This is a genomic window from Xenococcus sp. PCC 7305 (assembly GCF_000332055.1).
Lineage (GTDB): Bacteria > Cyanobacteriota > Cyanobacteriia > Cyanobacteriales > Xenococcaceae > Xenococcus.
In genome coordinates this window covers 1-19,296 of sequence record NZ_ALVZ01000131.1, presented here as the reverse complement: position 1 = coordinate 19,296, position 19,296 = coordinate 1, and the positions used below count along the sequence as shown (strand labels likewise).

Sequence of the window (19,296 nt, the reverse complement as noted above, 5' to 3'; positions counted from 1 at the left end):
ACGTGAGTTCGACGAATTTTCCTTTTGATTAAATTTCCCAAGTTGAACCACGAAGTAATAGGCTTTTCCCTAGATCCCCAAATCCCTAAATCCCCAAGTCTTTATTCAGAACTAGTAAATTTTGTACTCATCGAACCCAGGTTAAATAAGTTGATTAATTAAATTGGCTACTTTCTCCTTGATTTCATCTCTGACACGATGAAAGGTCGCGATCGCCTGGCCGTCAGGATCTTCTAATTCCCAATCTTCAAAAACTTCCTGGGTTACCCATTCAACAGGTAAATTGACACCACAACCACACATAGAAATTACCGCATCATATTCTTCCGCCTTAAAATTGCTCAAAGGATCAGAAGTTTGCTCCCTCAGATCAATACCAACTTCCGACATTACTGCGATCGCCGTCGGATGCACGCGACTAGCTTCTAATCCTGAAGAAGTGACTTCAATTTTTCCTTTGCCCAATGTTCTCGCAAACCCTTCTGCCATTTGAGAACGACAAGAATTTCTTTTACAAACAAACATGACTTTTTTCATGGCTTTTATTCTCTAAAATTATTGATTGTGGGCTTAATTTTTGTCTTTTTCTTGGGCTTTTCTTTCGCTATGACGATTAGTTAGATAATCAACCTGATCTCGTAACAGCAAGGTGAATTTATATAATTCTTCCATAACATCGATCACGCGATCGCGATAAGGTGAATCCTTCATTGTGCCGTCTTCATGAAACTCCTGATAAGCTTTTGCCACAGAGGATTGATTGGGAATTGTAAACATTCGCATCCAGCGCCCCAAAATTCGCAGAGTATTAACCGCATTAAAAGATTGTGAACCCCCACTAACTTGCATAACGGCCAAAGTTTTGCCTTGAGTTGGCCGCACTGAGCCAATCTTCAAAGGTATCCAATCAATCTGATTTTTAAGAATACCCGTAACATTGCCATGCATTTCGGGGGAAGACCAGACTTGACCTTCAGACCATTGGCTTAACTCCCGCAGCTCTTGGACTTTGGGATGAGTTTCTGGCACTTGTCCTCGCAATGGCAATTCATGGGGATGAAAAAACCTAACTTCTGCGCCCATATCTGCAATAATTCGGGCGGCCTCTTCTGCCACTAGACGACTATAGGAACGCTCCCGTAAAGAGCCGTATAAGAATAAAATTCTTGGTGGATGGTCAAAATTGCTCATTGTTACTTTCCTAATATTAAATAAAAACTACTGATAAGGGCTTGCGCAACGAGGATCGAGCAAAGTCGCCTTCTCGGGATGCCGAGGAAACCAATTAGCAGTCTGCTTACAAAATTCCACCAACATCAACATTACTGGTACTTCAATCAACACACCCACTACAGTTGCTAAAGCAGCACCTGAGTTTAAGCCAAACAAAATGACCGCAGTGGCGATCGCGACTTCAAAATGATTACTCGCTCCAATTAAGGCCGCAGGTGCCGCATCTTCATAATCAAGACCTAATTTTAGTCCCGCGACATAGGTGATCAGGAAAATAAAATTGGTTTGCAAAAATAAGGGAATTGCGATCAATAGAATATGGAGCGGGTTTTTGACGATTAGTTCTCCTTTGAAGGCAAACAGCAAAACTAAGGTGAGCAGTAAGGCTGCGATCGCAATGGGAGAAAGATAATGCAAAAACTCTTCTTCAAACCAACGCTGTCCCTTATGCTTAAAAATCCAATAGCGACTAAACACTCCTGCGATTAACGGCAAGCCTACATAGACCACAACCGACAACATAATAGTCTGCCAAGGAACCGTCAGATTATTCGCCGACAGCAACCATTTGCCCAATGGTGCATAGAGAAACAACATCGCCAGAGAATTAACTGCTACCATCACCAAAGTATGACCTTGATTACTGTAGGACAAATAGCCCCACATCAAAACCATTGCTGTGCAAGGAGCAATTCCCAATAAAATCGCCCCTGCAATATAGGAATTAGCCAAACTAACTTCGACACCCCGAATCATCTCAGTTTCCGGTAACCAAGACTGGAATAATCCCCCCAGGAAAAACTGGGCAAATACTACCATTGTAAAAGGCTTAATCAGCCAATTAATCACTAGAGTTAAAACTACAGGCTTGGGGGTTTTCGCTGCCTTCACCGCCTGGGAAAAGTCAATTTTCACCATGATCGGATACATCATGAAAAACAGACAAACTGCGATCGGTAAGGAAACGTTATAAACACTCATCGCATCCAGCGATTGGGCAACCCCAGGAAAAGTTCTTCCCAGACCAATACCGATGACAATGCAGAGAGCGACCCAGAGGGTCAGATATTTCTCAAAAAAACTTAGTTGGCTGCCAGCTTTGACTGCTTTGGCATTGATTGGTGGATTTTCTGAATTCATGAATAGTACTCTTTATTCTACTAATCAAATAACTATTGTTATTTGTACTTATCAATTTTTCCTGATGCTATTGCCCGAGAAATTAGAAGCTAAGAAACAACCCAAAAGAGATTAATTTTATTCCTGTAATCAATAAATAAGAATATAAAAGGGATTTTATTCATCTTTTGCTTTATATCAAAAATTTAGGAGTGACTTCATCTTACATCAAAAAATCTTGATGTATTGAATAATTTTTGAGTAATGTTGGGACACAAAAGAGGGTTCTATAAGTATTTATTTATTCGCAACTCTCAGACACAGACTTTGGTTATGATTGACGTAAAATTGATGGCTCTATTAGCAATTAGCCATTAGCAATCAGCAATTAGCAATTAGCCAAATGATAAAAACCTATAGTGAATACAATTTAGATCCCCAAACATTTCCTTTTTTAAAAAGCTTTCAAGATAATTGGCAAGAGATCAGAGACGAGTTTATCAAATTCAGAGAGCACTCATCTGAGGAAGAATTAAGCTTAACCTCCAATGTAATGGGGCCAAAAACCAAAACTATTAAAACTAAAGGTGACAAAAGATACAGTGCCTTTGGGATTTTATTTCAAGGAGACTTTATCGAGGAATATATTCAAAAATACCAAATAGATTATCCTGACTATGGGTCTGCGATCGCAGCAACCAAAGCTTTAGAGCTCAGAAACAAATATTTTCCCACTTTGGCTGAGGTAATTACCCAAGTCAATTCTCGTAACAATAACATTGCTAGAAATGTTTATTTCGGGACTTTTCATCCAGGGTTAGATATCAAACTTCATGTCAATTATAATCCTCATATGAATCGAGGCTATTTAGGTTTGATTGTGCCGAAAGGAGATGTGGCAATGCAAATCTGTCATGAGAAGCTTTATTGGCGTGAAGGAGAATTTATGATTCTCGATCATAGTTATCCCCATTGCCCTCATAACTATACTGACTTTGACAGAACAGTTTTGATTGTCGATTTTTTTAAAACGGATCAGCCCCGAGATGCAGTAAGGCAATTTGAGCAAAAATTAGTTAGTCAAAGAATGCAGGATAATCCCTATAGCCTGGGAGTTTTCGGCAAGAGCGATCGCGTGAAACGAGAAGACTTTATCAAATATGGTTTAGCTCATCAATTAGAATGGGACCAAGGTTTGTAAATTATCTAATCCAAATTATTTGAAAGCATCGGAAAGATATTCCGCAGTGGTTTCTACTAGGGTTATTGTGTTGTCATAAAGCATTCTTGTGGGGCCAATCACCCCTACGCTTCCCACTGGAGTATCATCAATGCAATAATTTGCCGAGATTAAGGTGCAGGCTCGCATCGGCTCCAAGGGATTTTCGGCACCAATTTTAATTGTAATTTTCTTGTCAGTATGCTCATGATCTGGAAGGGCAAAAATCACTGACCATAATTGCTTTTGTTCTTCTTCTAATAAATATAATAAAGTCTGGACTTGTTTTAACTGGGAAAATTCTGGTTGGCGTAGAGCTTCAGCAATGCCATGAACTACTATTGGTTTATCATCAGAAGGCTTGAGGTGAGAGTTAATTTTTTGAGAAAGTATTTGTAAAAAGTCTGTATAATGCTCAAATTCTCGATCAATTTCTTGCCAATTGAGACTCGCGATCGCGGAGAGAGCTTTTCCTTTTAATTTGTGGTTCAAAAAGTTAGAAAGAATTTGTAATTCTTCTGTGATCATCTCATCATCCAGTTGATCTTGTTCGGCAATAAAGGATGATGACTCGATAAGAATTGATTCTGTTTGATAGGAGTCGGTGACCAGAATAAGCATGATTTGTCCTGAGGCCACTTGCACCAACTGAATATGTCGTAAAGTGTCACTAGGACTTTGGGGAAAAGTGATTAAAGCAATATAGCCACTGAGAGCCGAAAGTATTTTGGTAGATCTTTGAATCAAGGTTTCAAAGCTGCTAACTTTTTCCTTGGGAAGTTTTTGTTGTAGAGATTGTTCTAATTTTTTGGCGATAGTTTCATTATGAATTAGCAGGCGATCGACATAGAGCCGATAACCAAAATCTGAAGGAATTCTACCCGCTGAAGTATGGGGTTGATATAGTAAGCCTGCTGCCTCCAAGCGTCCCATCACATTACGAATAGTTGAAGAGCTAACATTTAAATTATATCCCTGGGCAATTACCTTAGAACCAACAGGCTCTGCTGTGGCAATATAATGTTCTATGGTTGCTTTCAGTATACTTTGATGTCTTTTAGTTAAATTTGGCTTAGCAGACATTTAGCTGTGAGTTAATGAATAATTTGCCAGTTTGACTTCGTTAAATTTAAGTATAATCTTTACTGTAGTACTGTCACAACAACTACATACTTATATTAGTACTTAGGAACATTTGGATCAATCATTACTGAATAAGAATTGATTCCTCCAGAAACATTTTTGACATTACTAAAACCTTGACTAATTAACCATTGACACATTTGAGCTGATCGCATCCCATAATGGCATAGGACAATAGTTTCCGTCTCCAGATCAAAACGAGTGCTTATTGCCCCACCCCATTCAGCAAATTGACTTAATGGTAAAACCTGAAACTCTGGAATGCTTGCGATCGCAACTTCTCCTGGTTCCCTCACATCGATGAATTGTCGTGGAGTCTCTTGGTCTGCCATGAGTTGGGCTAATTCGGTCACAGAGATTTCGGGAATCGAAGAATAGGTCATGGTTTTTGCGATGGATTTGTAATTTATGTTCCAGAATATTTTAAACGAATGCTGAGGCCGGAAGCGTCCATGAGGCTCAGATATTGAAATTCAGATGGAGGTTTTTTAATTTTCGATGATCACAATTACTTGCAAAGACAAAATATTTACTGATATTGAGGCAATATTTTTTGATAAGGATGGCACAATCGAAGACTCCCGCCTTTATTTGCATCAGCTAGCAACCGAACGCCTAGATTTACTAGCTTCCCATCATATGGAGATTGCCAGCTATTTGTCCCAAGCATTTGGCATTGATTTGGAAAAAATTGATCCTAAAGGATTAATGGCCGTCGGTAGTCGCCAGGAAAATGAACTGGCAGCAGCAGCTTATATTGCTAGTAGTGGTTGTGGATGGTATCAAGCTCAAGAAATTGCCTATCAAGCCTTTGAATCAGCTGCCAACAATATTATCCCCACCAAAAAAACTTCCCCCATCTTTCCTGGGGCTTTGGGCTTATTCGAGCAGCTAATCACCGCACAATGCCAATTAGGAATTATTTCTGCTGATTCACTATCGGGAATCAAAAAATTTGTAGCACGAGAGAAAATTCAAGACTACTTTAAAGTCTTGATCGGTAGCGATCGCAATATTCAGAAACCAGATCCTAAGCTATATCTCAAAGCTTGCCAAAGTCTAAACGTTCAACCCCAAAATACTCTGATGGTAGGAGATTCTGTTGGAGATATTATCATGGCACAGCAAGCAGGTGCGGCGGGAACTATTGGAATTTGTTGGGAAAATATCGATACAGAGCATTTATCTCAGGCAAATGTTACGATAACTCATTTAGAAGATATTAAGATTTTGGACAAACCAAGTAATTATTTGATAGTTTGAAGTCACCATTTTTCCACCGGCTGATTTACCTTAAACCTGCATAGATTTTATGGTCAAGACCTAAGATATATTTCCAGTATGTCTTCAATGTTCTAAAAAGATTGATGTCTATCAGCTTACTTAAATATTTAAGAGAGGATTAAATAAAATTGTCTAGTCGTTACTTGTTTACATCCGAATCCGTTACAGAAGGTCATCCCGACAAAATTTGTGACCAGATTTCTGACACTATTTTAGATGCTTTGTTGGCTCAAGATCCTCTAAGCCGAGTTGCAGCAGAAGTGGTTGTCAACACGGGCTTGGTCTTAGTTACAGGGGAAATCACATCCCAGGCAGAAGTTAATTATGTCAAATTGGTCAGAAATAAAATAGCTGAGATTGGTTATACTCACGCAGAAAATGGCTTTTCTGCCGATAGTTGCTCAGTTTTAATTGCTTTGGATGAGCAGTCTCCTGATATTTCTCAAGGTGTTAGTTCTGCCCAAGAACAGCGTAGTGAACTCAGCGATGATGAGTTGGACAAAATCGGTGCAGGCGACCAGGGACTTATGTTTGGTTATGCCTGTAACGAAACTCCTGAACTAATGCCAATGCCTATTAGTTTGGCTCATCGGATTTCTCGTAGTTTGACTGCGGCCCGTAAAGTAGGTGGGTTGTCCTATCTCCGGCCTGATGGCAAAACTCAAGTTTCTGTGGTTTATGAAGATGGCAAGCCTGTCGGTATTGACACAATCTTGATCTCCACGCAACATACTGCCACTATTGGAGATTTGACAGAAAATGATGATGTTCAGCAAAAAATCAAAGAAGATCTTTGGGTCAAAGTAGTTAAGCCCGTCTTTGAAGATATTGATTTGCAACCTGATGACAATACTCGTTTCTTGGTGAATCCTACAGGTAAATTTGTTGTTGGTGGGCCTCAAGGGGATTCTGGTTTAACAGGAAGAAAAATCATTGTCGATACCTACGGTGGTTATTCCCGTCATGGTGGTGGAGCTTTTTCGGGTAAAGATCCCACAAAAGTTGACCGTAGCGCTTGCTATGCTTGCCGTTATGTAGCCAAAAACATTGTTGCTGCTGGCCTAGCAGATAAATGCGAAGTGCAAGTGAGTTATGCGATCGGAGTTGCAAAACCCGTTAGTGTGTTCCTCGAAACTTTTGGCACTGCTAAAATTGCTGAGGATAAGTTATTAGAAATTGTTCTAAAACATTTTGAGCTTCGTCCTGCAGGTATTTTGCAGACTCTTAAGTTGCGTGAGCTACCCAAAGAAAGAGGTGGTCGTTTCTATCAAGAAGTAGCGGCCTACGGACATTTCGGCAGAACTGATTTAGATTTGCCTTGGGAGCAGCTAGATAAGGTTGAAGCTTTAAAAGAGTATCGCCTAGTTGAGGCAACCGTCTAGAAATAAGGGACAAGGCAGGGATGAAGGATGAGGGATGAGGGATGAGGAAAAAAGTTCTCCTTGTCTCCCTTTCCCTCTTTGTCTCTTTGGCTCGAATACTCTCGTAAATAAACTTTTAATGTTCACTAATTACTGATTTGACACCTTCAATAGTAGAAAGCATGCTACTAGGGTCGAGGAACATTACTTTACTACTATCGCTATTGCCGATTTCTTTACCCATTTCCAGGTAGTTTTGTGCGAGTAGGTATTGTAGGGCCTCTTGTGCTTTGGGGTCTTGTGCGAGTTTTTCAACCACAATCTCTAATGCTGCTGCGGTCCCTTTGGCGTTCATAATTTGTTCTTCTTTTTCGGCTTCGGCTTTGAGAAGAATTGCTTGTTTTTGGGCTTCTGCTCTAAGGATTTCGGCTGTTTTCATCGCTTCAGCTTCTAATATTTTAGATTCGGCCTGACCTTGGGCTGAGTTGATTGCCGATTGTCTTTCCCCTTCCGAAGTCAGAATGGCTGCGCGTTTTTGTCTTTCTGCTGCCATTTGCAATTCCATCGAGTCTTGGACTGCTTTAGAAGGCATAATATCTCGAAGTTCCACTCTAGTTACTTTAACTCCCCAGGGATCTGTGGAAACGTCTAGTTCTCGAAGCAAAATCTCGTTGATTTCTGTGCGAGCCGTAAAGGTTTGGTCTAGTTCTAGTTTTCCCATCTCAGAACGGATTTGGGTAAGGACTAAGTTGACCATGGCATCTCTAAGGTTTTCGACTTTATAAAATGCTTTGTACATATCCATGATTCGCCAGTACACTACTGCATCAACGGAAATGGATACGTTATCACGGGTAATGCAGGATTGGGCAGGAACGTCGAGAACTTTTTCGCGGACAGTGTCCTTGTAGGTAATTTTATCGATAAAAGGAACAGTAAAATTTAAGCCTGGTTCTAAGGTTTTTTTATAACTCCCTAAGCTTTCTACAAGATATTCTTCTTTTTCTTTAACTATTTTCACAGAGCTTAAGAGCCCTGACCCAAGGAAAAATAAGATTACTAAAGTAAAAAAATTACCCATTTTCTAAATCCTCTTTATAAGGTGTTTTTGATTGGCAAATGCCGCTTCAATCCTATCCCTTTTTTTCATTAAGTCACCATTTCATCAAGTATGAGAATTTAATGAGAGGTGCGGTGTCTAAGCCAACAATTTTGCCCTGTAGTGGTTTTAGCCATTCCATGAGCTACGCTCTTGATCCACATATTCCTGAGCATCAATACCCTGCCAGATATCTTTTCCCAATCCTTCCAATTCCATAATGCTGGATTTCTGTTTTGACTGATTGCGATCAGTGAGGCTCGCACTTCTGTGATCACTTACTGGATTATCCTGCCATCCTTCTATAAGCTTAGACGCATTTAAATGACATTAACTGAATTGCCTTTATTTTTTAGCTTCCTACTCCAATCAATAATTAATTCTCCTTCATTACATTATAGCGATCGCTATTAATAATTGCTCAATATTTAACAAAAAACCAGTCCTACTAAAGACTGGCATAAGTCAAAGGATTAAAGGATAACCGTCGTTTAAATTAACCACCATAGGCAATCCCACGATATTTTCTGAGACCTAATTGAGAATTAGAAGTTTGAACAGGACGACGGGGAGTGTAGCTTTGTCCAAGGAAACGAGCTGTTTGTTCAGTAGCGACAGTTCTAATTTGATTATTGTCGGTAGAGTAAGCTTGACCTAAAAAACGTAATTGCATTTTTGATACTCCTTTAGAGCTAATGTAATGTGATTTGCTTTGTTAATTTCTAATAGGTCTTAGAGCCAAAAATATGCATAGAAGAGAAAAGCGATCGCAATTAATATTGTTTCAAGACAGGCGATCGCTATTAAACAAAAAACTCGTTTTGAATATTTAAAGCTTCTGAAGCAAACTCTCCCAATATCTCTTGAGCAGAAGCTGTAATATGAAGTTGATCCCAAAACAAATATTCATCAGTTTGAGCGCAGACCCCCAAATTCATGATCTCTTCTTCTGTCAAATCAATAGGATTAGCATTGAGACAAGGTTCAGAAATGTTGGTGAATCCAAATTCGTCAGGATTGGCAACAATATTATCAAATAGTTCATCAACTTCAAGCGGTATGATATTGATGCCAGTTAAATCATCACTCAACTCATCTAGCGTTTCCTCTAACAATAAATTATGCTGTTGAGATAAATTAGTAAGTTGATCGGGCAAGACGGGACGATTTGGGGTTTGAGCAATTGGTGTTTGACCTAAATCTGGCAAATTAGGAACCAGAAAATTACGACCGCCAAGTTCAAAAAGAGATTCGATCGCAGTTTCTAAATTATCAACTACTATTTCCGGGTCAGCATCAGGAACCGTTTGGTAATCATTAGGACCAGCCCAGATAATATAAAGAGCTTCTGAGTCAGCTAACTGCTCAGCTTCTTGATGATCATCAATGAAGAATTGAACTTGAGCTAGTACTCCTGGGATAAAATTACCCAAGTCGCCAGCACCATCTGCTCCTGTTTGGGCTCCGCCATAGGCAAAATTAACACTTTGAGTCGTTGTAGCGCCGTTAAAACTTGAAGTAAAAAATGGTTCTTGAAGACTAAAGGTAGATAATTCAGTAGAAGGAGTAATCGTTAATCCCAAATCTGTGGCCAAATTTTCTACCCAAACTGGTCCATCAGAAAAGCGCCCTTCAAAATAGGGAGAGCTAGGAACTACGGGAATATCCAAATTGAATAAACTTTCAAAGGGCTGTGCAGAACTCGTTAGATTAAAAACATTACCCTGATCTGAGAGGCTATCACCAAAAACATATAGTTTACTGAAATCCAAACTAGGATCATTTTTGCTCATTCTTGTTTTGTATCGCATTTTTCGTCTATTCATTACCTTCAATCGGTGCAAAACCTTGGCGCTGAATATTCTCCGTGACAACACGAGGTTCCAAAAACTGTAATAAATAATCCGCTCCTCCTGCCTTAGAACCGACTCCAGAAAGCTTGAATCCCCCAAAAGGTTGACGGGCTACGATCGCACCTGTAATGCTGCGGTTTATATAAAGATTCCCCACTTCAAATTCTCTCCCAACTCTGGCTATATGCTCAGGAGTCCGCGAATATAAACCTCCAGTCAAAGCATAATCGGTATTATTCGCGATCGCTAAAGCCTGATCAAAATTACTAGCTTTGATGACAGCTAAGACAGGGCCAAAAATTTCCTCTTGGGCGATCGCAGCTTGTGGGGACACATCAGTAAAAATCGTCAGCGGCACAAAATAACCTCCTGTCGGCACAGGCATCGAAAGAGCCAGATTAGATTCTTTTTCTCCCAAAGCAATATATTCTAAAATGCGATCGCGTGCCGTACTATCAATCACTGGCCCAATTTGGCTACTGGGTAAATCAGTTTCCCCAATATTTAGAGACTTAGTCGCTTCAACCAATCTTTCCACCAAAGCATCGTAAACAGTCTCAACCACAATGACCCGCGAACAAGCCGAGCATTTTTGTCCCGTATAACCAAATGCCGAGTAAACTACCCCCGCGACCGCTTGATCCAAATCAGCACTTTCATCAATGATGATGGCATTTTTGCCCCCCATTTCGGCAATCACCTTTTTGAGATGTTTTTGTCCTGGTTGCAATATCGCGGCATCGGCATAGATCCGACAGCCCACTTCCCGTGAACCAGTAAAAGCAATCACATGGGTAGCAGGATGTTTCACCATATAAGCCCCAACTACAGAACCTTTGCCCGGGACAAATTGCAAAACGCCTTTGGGGATACCCGCTGCGATTAAAATTTCGACTATTTTGGCCGCAATTACCGAAGAAGTTTCTGCTGGTTTGAGAAGAGTACAGTTCCCTGTGACTAAGGCCGCTACGGTCATGCCAGTTGCGATCGCAAAGGGAAAATTCCAAGGAGAAATCACCACTGCAATTCCTTTAGGCTGATAGAAATAACGGTTGGTTTCACCCATTACATCATAGTTATAACCCTCATCCAGCCTGATCATTTCCGCTGCATAGTAACGGCAAAAATCGATCGCCTCAGAAACTTCTCCATCGGCCTGGGGCAATATTTTGCCTACTTCTAAGCAAATCCAAGCATTCAACTCATGTCGTCTCGACTCCATGATATCGGCCGCTTTTTGGAGAATATTGGCTCTCTCGACAGCGGGAGTATTTTTCCAGAGGGTAAAAGCTGATTTGGCCGCTTGTAAAGCCTGTTCTGCCTGTTCAACCGAAATCAAGCCAATTTTACCAATCAGTTCCCGTTCTCGAGAAGGATTGACCGAACTGATATATTCAGTTGTTTCCACATATTCACCGTTAATCAAGGGTAAATAGGTTTTTCCTAAACTATTGCTAACCTCTTTTAATGCTTGCTGCGATTTAGTTCTTAATTCCTCATCTGCATAGTCTGTATCTGCTGAATTCTGGAAGAGGGCGTGGAAATCTTCCCCCGCCTTTGAGGAGGGGGTTAGGGGAAGCTTAGGTGGAGAAATTAAGTCTTCTACCGACTTCTCTGCCAAATTCTGCCGCAAAAAAGAACTATTAGCCGTATTTTCTAGCAAACGACGTATTAAATAGGCCATGCCTGGTAAGAGCTTGCCATAGGGAGCATAAACTCTGACGCGATGTCCTCTTTTTACTAAAGCTTTGGCCAGTTGATCTCCCATGCCATAGAGAACTTGCATCTCGAAGCGACGAGGGGGAATCTGGAGACTCTCGGCGATCGCACAAGCCACAGCCTGCGATCGCGTATTATGACTACCAATAGCGCCATAGAGATGCTGATGATTTTCGAGCAATAGTCGAGTCATCCGCTCAAAATTGATATCAGTAGCCGCTTTTTGACTATATACAGGTTTTTGCCAATGGTTTTGCTCAGCCTTAATAGTCTCACTATCCCAATAAGCGCCTTTGACTAATCGCACAGTGATGGGGTTGCCCCTTTCTTTAGCCCAGGCAATTAATTGTTCTAAATCCCGATAGGAATCTTGCAGATAGGCTTGTAAGGTCATGCCAATATCAGTGCGATCGCGATATTCTGGCTCTAGTAGTAATTCTTTGAGAATAGCTAGAGTCAAGTCTTTATATTGGTACTGTTCCATATCGAAATGAACTGCCGCACCTAATTCTTGCGCCTTAGCCAATAAAATCTTAATGCGATCGCGTACCTTGGCCTTGCTGCCGACCGGGTCTAAAGGATCGAATTGGGAATAAAATGCTGTTAACTTAACCGAAACCTGTACTTGGGGCAAAGTTTCGTCACCCACTAAATCAATACCTTCTTGTCTTTTCCAAGTTTGGGCTTTGGCAGATAATTGTTCAATGAGCTCTAAATATTTCCCTAGATAGGAATGGGCTTCTTGCTCGGTGATAACCGCTTCTCCTAGCAAATCGATAGTAAATCCGATGCCATCTTTGCGAGCTTTTTCAATAGCTTTAATAACTTCTGTAATGGTTTCTCCTGAAATATATTTGTAGGCCAAACTTTCCACCGCTTTGATCATCGTGGCAGCTGCGGTTTGGGCGGGGAAAGAATTAGCCTCAGTAAAGTTGAGAATTCCTTTGAGAGTAGCTGGCAACTCTACAGATTCATCACTCATATATTGCTGCAAGTGACGGGCAATTTCCGTTTTGCTCTGTAGTGCCGGAATTGTGTCAATCAAGCGAAATAACTGGACTCGTAAGCCAGGGTTACTCATTGCCCAATCGAGAACTTTATCATCCCAACGCATTTGCTCTTGCATCCGAGCCAGAATGTTTTTTTTGCTTCTGGTCGAGGCAATTAATTCTTGAGCAATTTCCTGCGTTTTTACTTCGTAACTATTTGATTGGACAACCACAATTCACTAACTCCTTTAAGGACAAGAGATTATTTAACAATCATTTTTTCTGGCTTTACTTTCAAAGTAACGAATCGTAAACAAAGTTTGTTTTGCCCTTATTGTATTGTTATCAATCTTTACCAAAAAGAAGTTATAGCAGTTTTTATACTCGCGAGGTAGGAAAGATTTGAGCTTTTGGGAACGGGGAATAGGGAACGGGGAACGGAGGAACAAGAAAATGTGCCTGCCTTATGACCTTGGTCAATGGTCAATGTTCACTGTTGCATAGCCAAAGGTGACATTAAACTGGCGACACCAAATAGCTACAGCAGCATATTCACTAAGATCTACGTCGTCAGGAATTAAATAGCGCTGTGTACCACTAAAACTTTCTAGAGGTGCAATTTCAATGTAATCACTCTCACTGATGCGAGAACTGACAGATGGTTTGCGGTGCAAAATCACTTTCAAGTCAGGGCCTTGATCCGTGACGAAAGACTGGTCAAATTCGATATATTTTTGACCGTTCTCATCAGTAGCAATCTCGATTTGTCCCTTAGTTGTTTTACGGCCAACGGAAACAAAATTATTATTTTCTGTCGCTTGAGCTATTACTATGGGCGAATTGAGAAGGGTTGATGATTCTGCCTTAAGCTCCAGTGCATTACCAAAAGAGCCAATCGTGGTCACTAATAGTACGGAAGCTAAACTAAATGTTCTTAAGTTTGGAAAGTTCATAATTCTCGATCTTGTAGTTAGTTATTCAGACAATAACTACTATAAAAATCCAAGATAAATGTCAAATGATGATTTTCTGAGATTCCCCTGGGAAAATAGCGAAATTAACCTCAGAATTTATTTATTATGCAATTAAATTTATTTATTATGCAATTAGAGAATATACCAAAAGATTTACCTAGTACTTTGGTAGCAAAATATACAAGCGCTTCGATAACGAACTTCTAATCTATAGATTACTTCAGCCATAACATCATTATTAAAATCCCCGATGTAATTGGCAATTGCAATCTGGAAGCTAGTAAATGAAAAAACACTACTCCGTAATAGTTGTAGGAGGAGGTCAAGCTGGTCTTTCTATCGGCTATGGTTTAAAGAATAAAGGCATTGACCATATGATCTTTGAGAAAAATCAAATTGGTCATTCTTGGCAAGAAAAGCGCTGGGATAGTTTTTGTTTGGTTACACCCAATTGGCAATGTACCCTCCCTGGCTACCATTATTCGGGAGATGATCCTAATGGGTTTATGGAAAAGGCTCAGATAGTCCAATATATTAGGGATTATGCCCAGTCTTTTAATCCCTCTATTCAAGAAAGAGTTGCGGTTTTAAAGGTCAAAAAAAACCAAATGCAGGGACTATTTGAGTTGACTACATCCCTGGGTGACTATACTGCCGACCAAGTCGTAATTGCTACTGGTAGCTACCATTTGCCTAAAATACCGAGGATGGCGGAAAGGCTGCCCTCAAATATTTTGCAATTGCATTCGTCTGAGTACAAAAATCCGCGATCGCTGCCCGAGGGCGAAATATTGGTTGTGGGTACGGGTCAGTCGGGTTGTCAAATTGCTGAAGACTTGCATTTGATGGGCAGAAAAGTACATCTTTGTGTGGGTGGCGCACCGCGATCGCCTCGTAACTATCGAGGTAAAGATGTGGTGGATTGGTTGGATCAATTGGGTTATTACGATCTGACTATTGATAACCATCCTGATAGGGACAATGTCCGAACCAAGACAAACCATTATGTGACTGGGCGCAATGGCGGTCATGAAATCGATCTGAGGACTTTCGCTTTAGAAGGCATGCAACTGTATGGTTCTCTAACAGATATTGTTGGCGATCGCTTGAAGTTTGAGTCTAATCTCAAGCAGAACCTTGATCGCGCTGATGAGGTGGCCGAGAGTATTAAAATGACTATCGATGAGTATATTGATAGGAATCAAATAACCGCACCTTTTGAGGAACCCTATCAGCCAGTATGGCAGCCGGAAACAGAAGTTTTAGACCTTGATTACAAGCAGGCCAATATTGCTGCTGTTATTTGGTCTATTGGCTATCAAGCCGACTTTAGCTGGATCGAAGTCCCGGTCTTTGATGGTAAGGGTTATCCCAGTCATGATCGCGGAGTAACAAGTGTCAAAGGTTTATATTTCCTGGGTCTTCCTTGGCAATATACCTGGGGTTCGGGAAGATTTTCGGGGATAGCTAGGGATGCGGCCTATATCTGCGATCATATTTTATCCAAAATGAAATATGCCTATCCAGGAACATTGTTGGCGGTCAATGAAGCCGCGATTGGCTCTTGACATTGAAGATTAAGCATTGACGAGCGACCCTGCGCCGACCGAGCAAGGGAACGCGCGAGTTTGACCATTTATCAGAATATTAAGAGGAACAGAAATTATGCCTGAAGTTACGACTCCTGCACATAAAGCTGGTGATTTTTTTGTTGATTATGAGGAAAAAGTATTTCCTGATGTGCAAGCTGATCCTGGAGAAAAAGCGTTAGTTACTTTTCATACTGTGGCTTTCGAAGGTTCTATTGGGCTAGTAAATTTACTGCAAGCTACTCGTCTAATTCGCAAGGGCTTTGAGACTTCCATCTTGCTTTATGGTCCTGGGGTTACCTTGGGCTTGCAGCGAGGCTTCCCGAAAATTGGCGATGAATCTTTCCCTGGGCATCAGGCGATGAATAATCAATTAATCAAGATTATGGATGAAGGTGGTAAGGTCTATGCTTGTCGCTTTGCTTTGCAAGCTTTATATGGCCATGGTGAGCCTTCTTTGATTCCTGGAATTACACCGATTAATCCCCTAGATGTTTTAGATATTGTTCTGCTACACCGCAAAGAAGGTGCTTTCATTCTCGATACTTGGACAACTTAAATCTAGGGATGAAGGATAAAGGATGAAGGATAAGGAAAAATTCATCGTATTTAGTCTTGATCTAAAAAAGAATCAATGCAAAATATCAACTGCTCTCCTCATCCCTCATAATTCATCCCTCATCCTTTATTCATCTCTCATTCCTTAAAAAATGGATTATTCACCTATTGTCAAAGCTGCTGCTGTACAGATTTCCCCTGTCTTGTATAGCCGAGAAGGTACAACGGAAAAGGTTTTGCAGGCGATCGCAGATGCTGCGAAGGAAGGAGTACAATTAATTGTTTTTCCTGAAACTTTTATTCCCTACTATCCCTATTTTTCTTTCGTACTACCGCCGGTCTTGATGGGCCAAGAACATATGCGTTTGTATGAGGAAGCAGTGGAAGTTCCTGGTCCTGTCACGGAATCAGTTAGTAAAGCCGCAAAGGCCAATAATATGGTCGTTGTCCTGGGAGTGAATGAACGCGATGGCGGTTCGCTGTACAATACTCAGTTGATTTTTGATGCGGACGGCAGCTTGCTGCTCAAGCGACGCAAGATTACTCCTACCTATCATGAAAGAATGGTTTGGGGACAGGGCGATGGTTCGGGATTACAAGTATCGGAGACGGCTGTTGGTAAATTGGGTGCTTTAGCTTGTTGGGAACATTATAATCCCCTGGCTAGATATAGCTTGATGGCACAGCAGGAGCAAATCCACTGTGCTCAGTTTCCAGGCTCTATGGTGGGTCAAGTCTTTAGCGATCAAACAGAAGTCACGATTCGGCATCATGCTTTAGAAGCCGGTTGTTTTGTGGTCAATGCTACTGGTTGGTTAACTCCTGAACAAAGAGCTAAAATCTGCCCTGATGAAAATTTACAAAGGGTTTTAACTGGTGGTTGCTACACAACAATTATTTCCCCTGAAGGGGTTCCTCTTTGTGAACCGATAACGGAAGGCGAGGGCATGGCGATCGCAGATCTGGATTTTTCTTTGATTACCAAACGCAAACGGATGATGGACTCGGTGGGACATTATTCTCGCCCCGATTTACTGCAACTGCAATTAAATACTGATAAGCGAAGTGTTTGGTATCAAACCGAAATTCACAAGTTCAATGTCTCGGAAATTGAACATTCTACAGAGGCGATTGATTCGGCCAATGGGCAATCATCAGCAATTCAAACATAAAGGAATGGACAAACGAAAATTAATCACAGAATTACAATCTCAAGGTTTAAAACTAGTCAAGGCAGATACTGGTGTTTCGGGAAGAAAAGGTGGTGCCGGGCCATCGGATCATAAGGCCATAACTCTAGATGGCACGACGGTGATGATCCCTGTCTATAATGATGTTGCCGCTAAATCACCCTATAGCATAGAGACCAGCCAAGACAGAGTGCTCCAGGAAAACGGCAGCGCGATCGCAGAGATCTCCTTGCCTCAACAACCAAAATTTTACGCTCTCAAAACAGCCGCAGGAATACCTTATAGTCAGATTGCCCTACTACATAGTCATAATGTACTGGCGACCACTGTTTTACAAACCTGCATTCGCTATGGCAATCGCAATAGTTCTTGTCAGTTTTGTGCGATCGGACAATCTTTAGCCGCAGGGAAAACCATCGCCCAAAAAACTCCCGCCCAATTGGCTGAAGTCGCAGAAGCTGCTGTGCGATTGGATGGTGTGGAGCATTTGGTGATGACGACAGGAACCCCCAATGTTACGGATCGAGGAGCTGCCTATTTAAGCGAATGTGCCGCCGCAGTCAAAGCCCGAGTTGATTTACCAATTCAAGCGCAATGTGAACCGCCTGACGATTTTAGTTGGTTTGCCAAAATGAAAGCTGCGGGTATCGATAGCTTGGGGATGCATCTGGAGGTTATTGAGCCGGAAGTTCGCGATCGCATCATGCCAGGGAAGGCTCAAGTATCTCTTGATTATTATTTTCAAGCTTTTGAGGCTGCTGTCGAAGTCTTTGGTTGGGGACAAGTAAATACTTATATTTTGGCTGGTTTAGGAGATAGCCAAGAGACAATCATCACTACTTGTGATCGCTTGATTAACTTGGGAGTTTATCCTTTTGTGGTTCCTTTTGTCCCGATTACAGGGACGCCCTTGGCAAATCACCAACCACCTAGCAGTGAGTTTATGTATGCCATTTACGAAAAAGTGGGTGCGATGCTGAGCAATGCGGGTATGTCTTCTCGCGATATTAAAGCCGGTTGTGCTAAATGCGGAGCTTGTTCGGCATTATCGGTTTTTGAAAATACTAATCACTAATCACGAATGACTAAAAATAACTTGTAAGTACCGAGGCAAAAGTATTGCTCTGTTCCCTGTTCCCTGTTCCCTGTTCCCTGTTCCCTGTTCCCTGTTCCCGATTCCCTGTTCCCGATTCCCGATTCCCGATTCCCGATTCCCTTTCTCTTGCATAACCGATCCAATCACGAATGACTAAATACACATTCAAACTAGCTTTATCACCAACAGAAATCGCTGCTTATTTTTTATTAAGACAACAAATATTCTGCCAAGAACAAGGAATTTTTCAAACTAGCGATCGCGATCAGAATGATGCTCGTGCCTATCCGATTATTGCGGTGAATGACGAGTATAAAGTTGTCGGGGTTGTCAGGATTTATGAACCAGAGCCAGGATTATGGTACGGAGGGAGATTGGGAGTTCATCAGGATTTTCGTCGTGGAGGAAGGATTGGCAAAGGGCTGATTAAAAAGGCTGTGACGACAGCTAATACTTGGGGATGCGATCGCTTTTTAGCTACGGTTCAATTACCCAATGTGAAATTCTTTCAGCGTCTTCATTGGACTTCTCTAGAGGAAGTTACTATCTGCGATCGGCCACATCATCTTATGGAAGCCCAGTTGGATTTTTATCCCCCGAGTAATGAGTCTCGACCTTCTTTACAGTTAATGACTTTTTTTCCCTAAAACCGAACACCAGTCCTGACTAGACCATAAAATTGCCAAGTCGTGTGACGAACCTAAGCGCGGGTGTAATCCCTGGGAGGTTCAACAAAACGCTATAACTCAGGCCAATTAATAATTTCGGCAATTCCATTTTTGTATTATGCGTATTTCATTTTCTTATTTTCAGTCAAAAATTGGAGGTTTGACAATTTTGTTAATTGAGAGCTATGTTTGTCTGGGTTAC

The 19,296-nt window shown here is 41.2% G+C and carries 19 protein-coding genes; 8 read left to right on the top strand and 11 right to left on the bottom strand.

The genetic code is table 11. From position 1 onward, the window contains the following. Positions 1-141: 141 nt before the first annotated feature. The 3 genes from arsC to arsB are packed head-to-tail and all read right to left on the bottom strand — an operon-like array spanning position 142 to position 2,373. Positions 142-537 carry an arsenate reductase, glutathione/glutaredoxin type gene (arsC, locus tag XEN7305_RS07140; RefSeq protein ID WP_006508706.1) on the bottom strand — a complete coding sequence of 132 codons (396 nt, stop codon included), beginning with the start codon at positions 535-537 and terminating at the stop codon, positions 142-144. Between the two features lie 33 nt (positions 538-570). Continuing rightward, positions 571-1,191 (bottom strand): arsenical resistance protein ArsH, encoded by a 621-nt coding sequence (arsH, locus tag XEN7305_RS07135; protein ID WP_006508705.1) that lies wholly within the window; start codon positions 1,189-1,191, stop codon positions 571-573. 27 nt (positions 1,192-1,218) lie between these two features. Next, positions 1,219-2,373: an ACR3 family arsenite efflux transporter gene (gene arsB / locus XEN7305_RS07130; protein ID WP_006508704.1), complete on the bottom strand. Its 1,155-nt coding sequence runs from the start codon at positions 2,371-2,373 to the stop codon at positions 1,219-1,221. Positions 2,374-2,755: 382 nt separating this feature from the next. Between arsB and XEN7305_RS07125 the strand changes: the two genes are divergently transcribed. After that, positions 2,756-3,553, top strand: a complete 798-nt coding sequence (locus XEN7305_RS07125; protein WP_006508703.1) for an aspartyl/asparaginyl beta-hydroxylase domain-containing protein — start codon at positions 2,756-2,758, stop codon at positions 3,551-3,553. A gap of 15 nt (positions 3,554-3,568) precedes the next feature. Here XEN7305_RS07125 and hrcA read toward each other — a convergent pair whose 3' ends face one another. Together hrcA and XEN7305_RS07115 are read right to left on the bottom strand one after the other, a co-directional pair. Next, complete coding sequence (gene hrcA, locus XEN7305_RS07120) at positions 3,569-4,654, bottom strand: heat-inducible transcriptional repressor HrcA (protein WP_006508702.1); 1,086 nt, start codon at positions 4,652-4,654, stop codon at positions 3,569-3,571. Between the two features lie 95 nt (positions 4,655-4,749). Continuing rightward, entirely contained in the window at positions 4,750-5,097 is a 348-nt protein-coding gene (locus XEN7305_RS07115) for a rhodanese-like domain-containing protein (RefSeq protein ID WP_006508701.1), read from the bottom strand. Between the two features lie 115 nt (positions 5,098-5,212). On the opposite strand from XEN7305_RS07115, the gene XEN7305_RS07110 reads away from it, so the two are divergent. Together XEN7305_RS07110 and metK are read left to right on the top strand one after the other, a co-directional pair. Next, positions 5,213-5,977, top strand: a complete 765-nt coding sequence (locus XEN7305_RS07110) for an HAD family hydrolase (protein WP_006508700.1) — start codon at positions 5,213-5,215, stop codon at positions 5,975-5,977. Between the two features lie 149 nt (positions 5,978-6,126). Then, complete coding sequence (metK, locus tag XEN7305_RS07105) at positions 6,127-7,380, top strand: methionine adenosyltransferase (RefSeq protein ID WP_006508699.1); 1,254 nt, start codon at positions 6,127-6,129, stop codon at positions 7,378-7,380. A gap of 115 nt (positions 7,381-7,495) precedes the next feature. On the opposite strand, the gene XEN7305_RS07100 is transcribed toward metK, so the two are convergent. From XEN7305_RS07100 to XEN7305_RS07085, 5 genes are all read right to left on the bottom strand, one after another. After that, positions 7,496-8,440 (bottom strand): SPFH domain-containing protein, encoded by a 945-nt coding sequence (locus XEN7305_RS07100; protein ID WP_006508698.1) that lies wholly within the window; start codon positions 8,438-8,440, stop codon positions 7,496-7,498. Between the two features lie 514 nt (positions 8,441-8,954). Then, positions 8,955-9,131: a DUF4278 domain-containing protein gene (locus tag XEN7305_RS27480; RefSeq protein WP_006508696.1), complete on the bottom strand. Its 177-nt coding sequence runs from the start codon at positions 9,129-9,131 to the stop codon at positions 8,955-8,957. A 130-nt stretch (positions 9,132-9,261) separates the two neighbouring features. Beyond that, positions 9,262-10,251: an SGNH/GDSL hydrolase family protein gene (locus XEN7305_RS07095; RefSeq protein WP_006508695.1), complete on the bottom strand. Its 990-nt coding sequence runs from the start codon at positions 10,249-10,251 to the stop codon at positions 9,262-9,264. 25 nt (positions 10,252-10,276) lie between these two features. Continuing rightward, the gene (gene pruA / locus XEN7305_RS07090; RefSeq protein WP_006508694.1) at positions 10,277-13,252 is read right to left on the bottom strand and encodes an L-glutamate gamma-semialdehyde dehydrogenase; all 2,976 of its coding nucleotides are present in this window, start codon (positions 13,250-13,252) and stop codon (positions 10,277-10,279) included. A gap of 243 nt (positions 13,253-13,495) precedes the next feature. Then, entirely contained in the window at positions 13,496-13,972 is a 477-nt protein-coding gene (locus XEN7305_RS07085) for a DM13 domain-containing protein (protein WP_006508693.1), read from the bottom strand. A gap of 305 nt (positions 13,973-14,277) precedes the next feature. Here XEN7305_RS07085 and XEN7305_RS07080 point away from each other — a divergent pair, with 305 nt between their 5' ends. The 4 genes from XEN7305_RS07080 (at position 14,278) to XEN7305_RS07065 (ending at position 18,405) form a co-directional block, all read left to right on the top strand. Beyond that, positions 14,278-15,561, top strand: a complete 1,284-nt coding sequence (locus XEN7305_RS07080; RefSeq protein WP_006508692.1) for an MSMEG_0569 family flavin-dependent oxidoreductase — start codon at positions 14,278-14,280, stop codon at positions 15,559-15,561. 97 nt (positions 15,562-15,658) lie between these two features. After that, positions 15,659-16,141 carry an MSMEG_0572/Sll0783 family nitrogen starvation response protein gene (locus XEN7305_RS07075; protein WP_006508691.1) on the top strand — a complete coding sequence of 161 codons (483 nt, stop codon included), beginning with the start codon at positions 15,659-15,661 and terminating at the stop codon, positions 16,139-16,141. Between the two features lie 151 nt (positions 16,142-16,292). Continuing rightward, positions 16,293-17,312: a Nit6803 family nitrilase gene (locus tag XEN7305_RS07070; RefSeq protein WP_006508690.1), complete on the top strand. Its 1,020-nt coding sequence runs from the start codon at positions 16,293-16,295 to the stop codon at positions 17,310-17,312. A gap of 4 nt (positions 17,313-17,316) precedes the next feature. Beyond that, a complete protein-coding gene (locus tag XEN7305_RS07065; protein ID WP_040897016.1) occupies positions 17,317-18,405 on the top strand; it encodes an MSMEG_0568 family radical SAM protein in 1,089 nt (362 codons plus the stop codon). Between the two features lie 10 nt (positions 18,406-18,415). Here the strand turns inward: XEN7305_RS07065 and XEN7305_RS28950 are convergent, their stop codons facing one another. Beyond that, a complete protein-coding gene (locus XEN7305_RS28950; protein ID WP_162140492.1) occupies positions 18,416-18,589 on the bottom strand; it encodes a hypothetical protein in 174 nt (57 codons plus the stop codon). Here XEN7305_RS28950 and XEN7305_RS07060 point away from each other — a divergent pair. Further along, positions 18,576-19,073: an MSMEG_0567/Sll0786 family nitrogen starvation N-acetyltransferase gene (locus XEN7305_RS07060; protein WP_006508688.1), complete on the top strand. Its 498-nt coding sequence runs from the start codon at positions 18,576-18,578 to the stop codon at positions 19,071-19,073. The genes XEN7305_RS28950 and XEN7305_RS07060 overlap by 14 nt on opposite strands. Positions 19,074-19,296 lie beyond the last annotated feature (223 nt).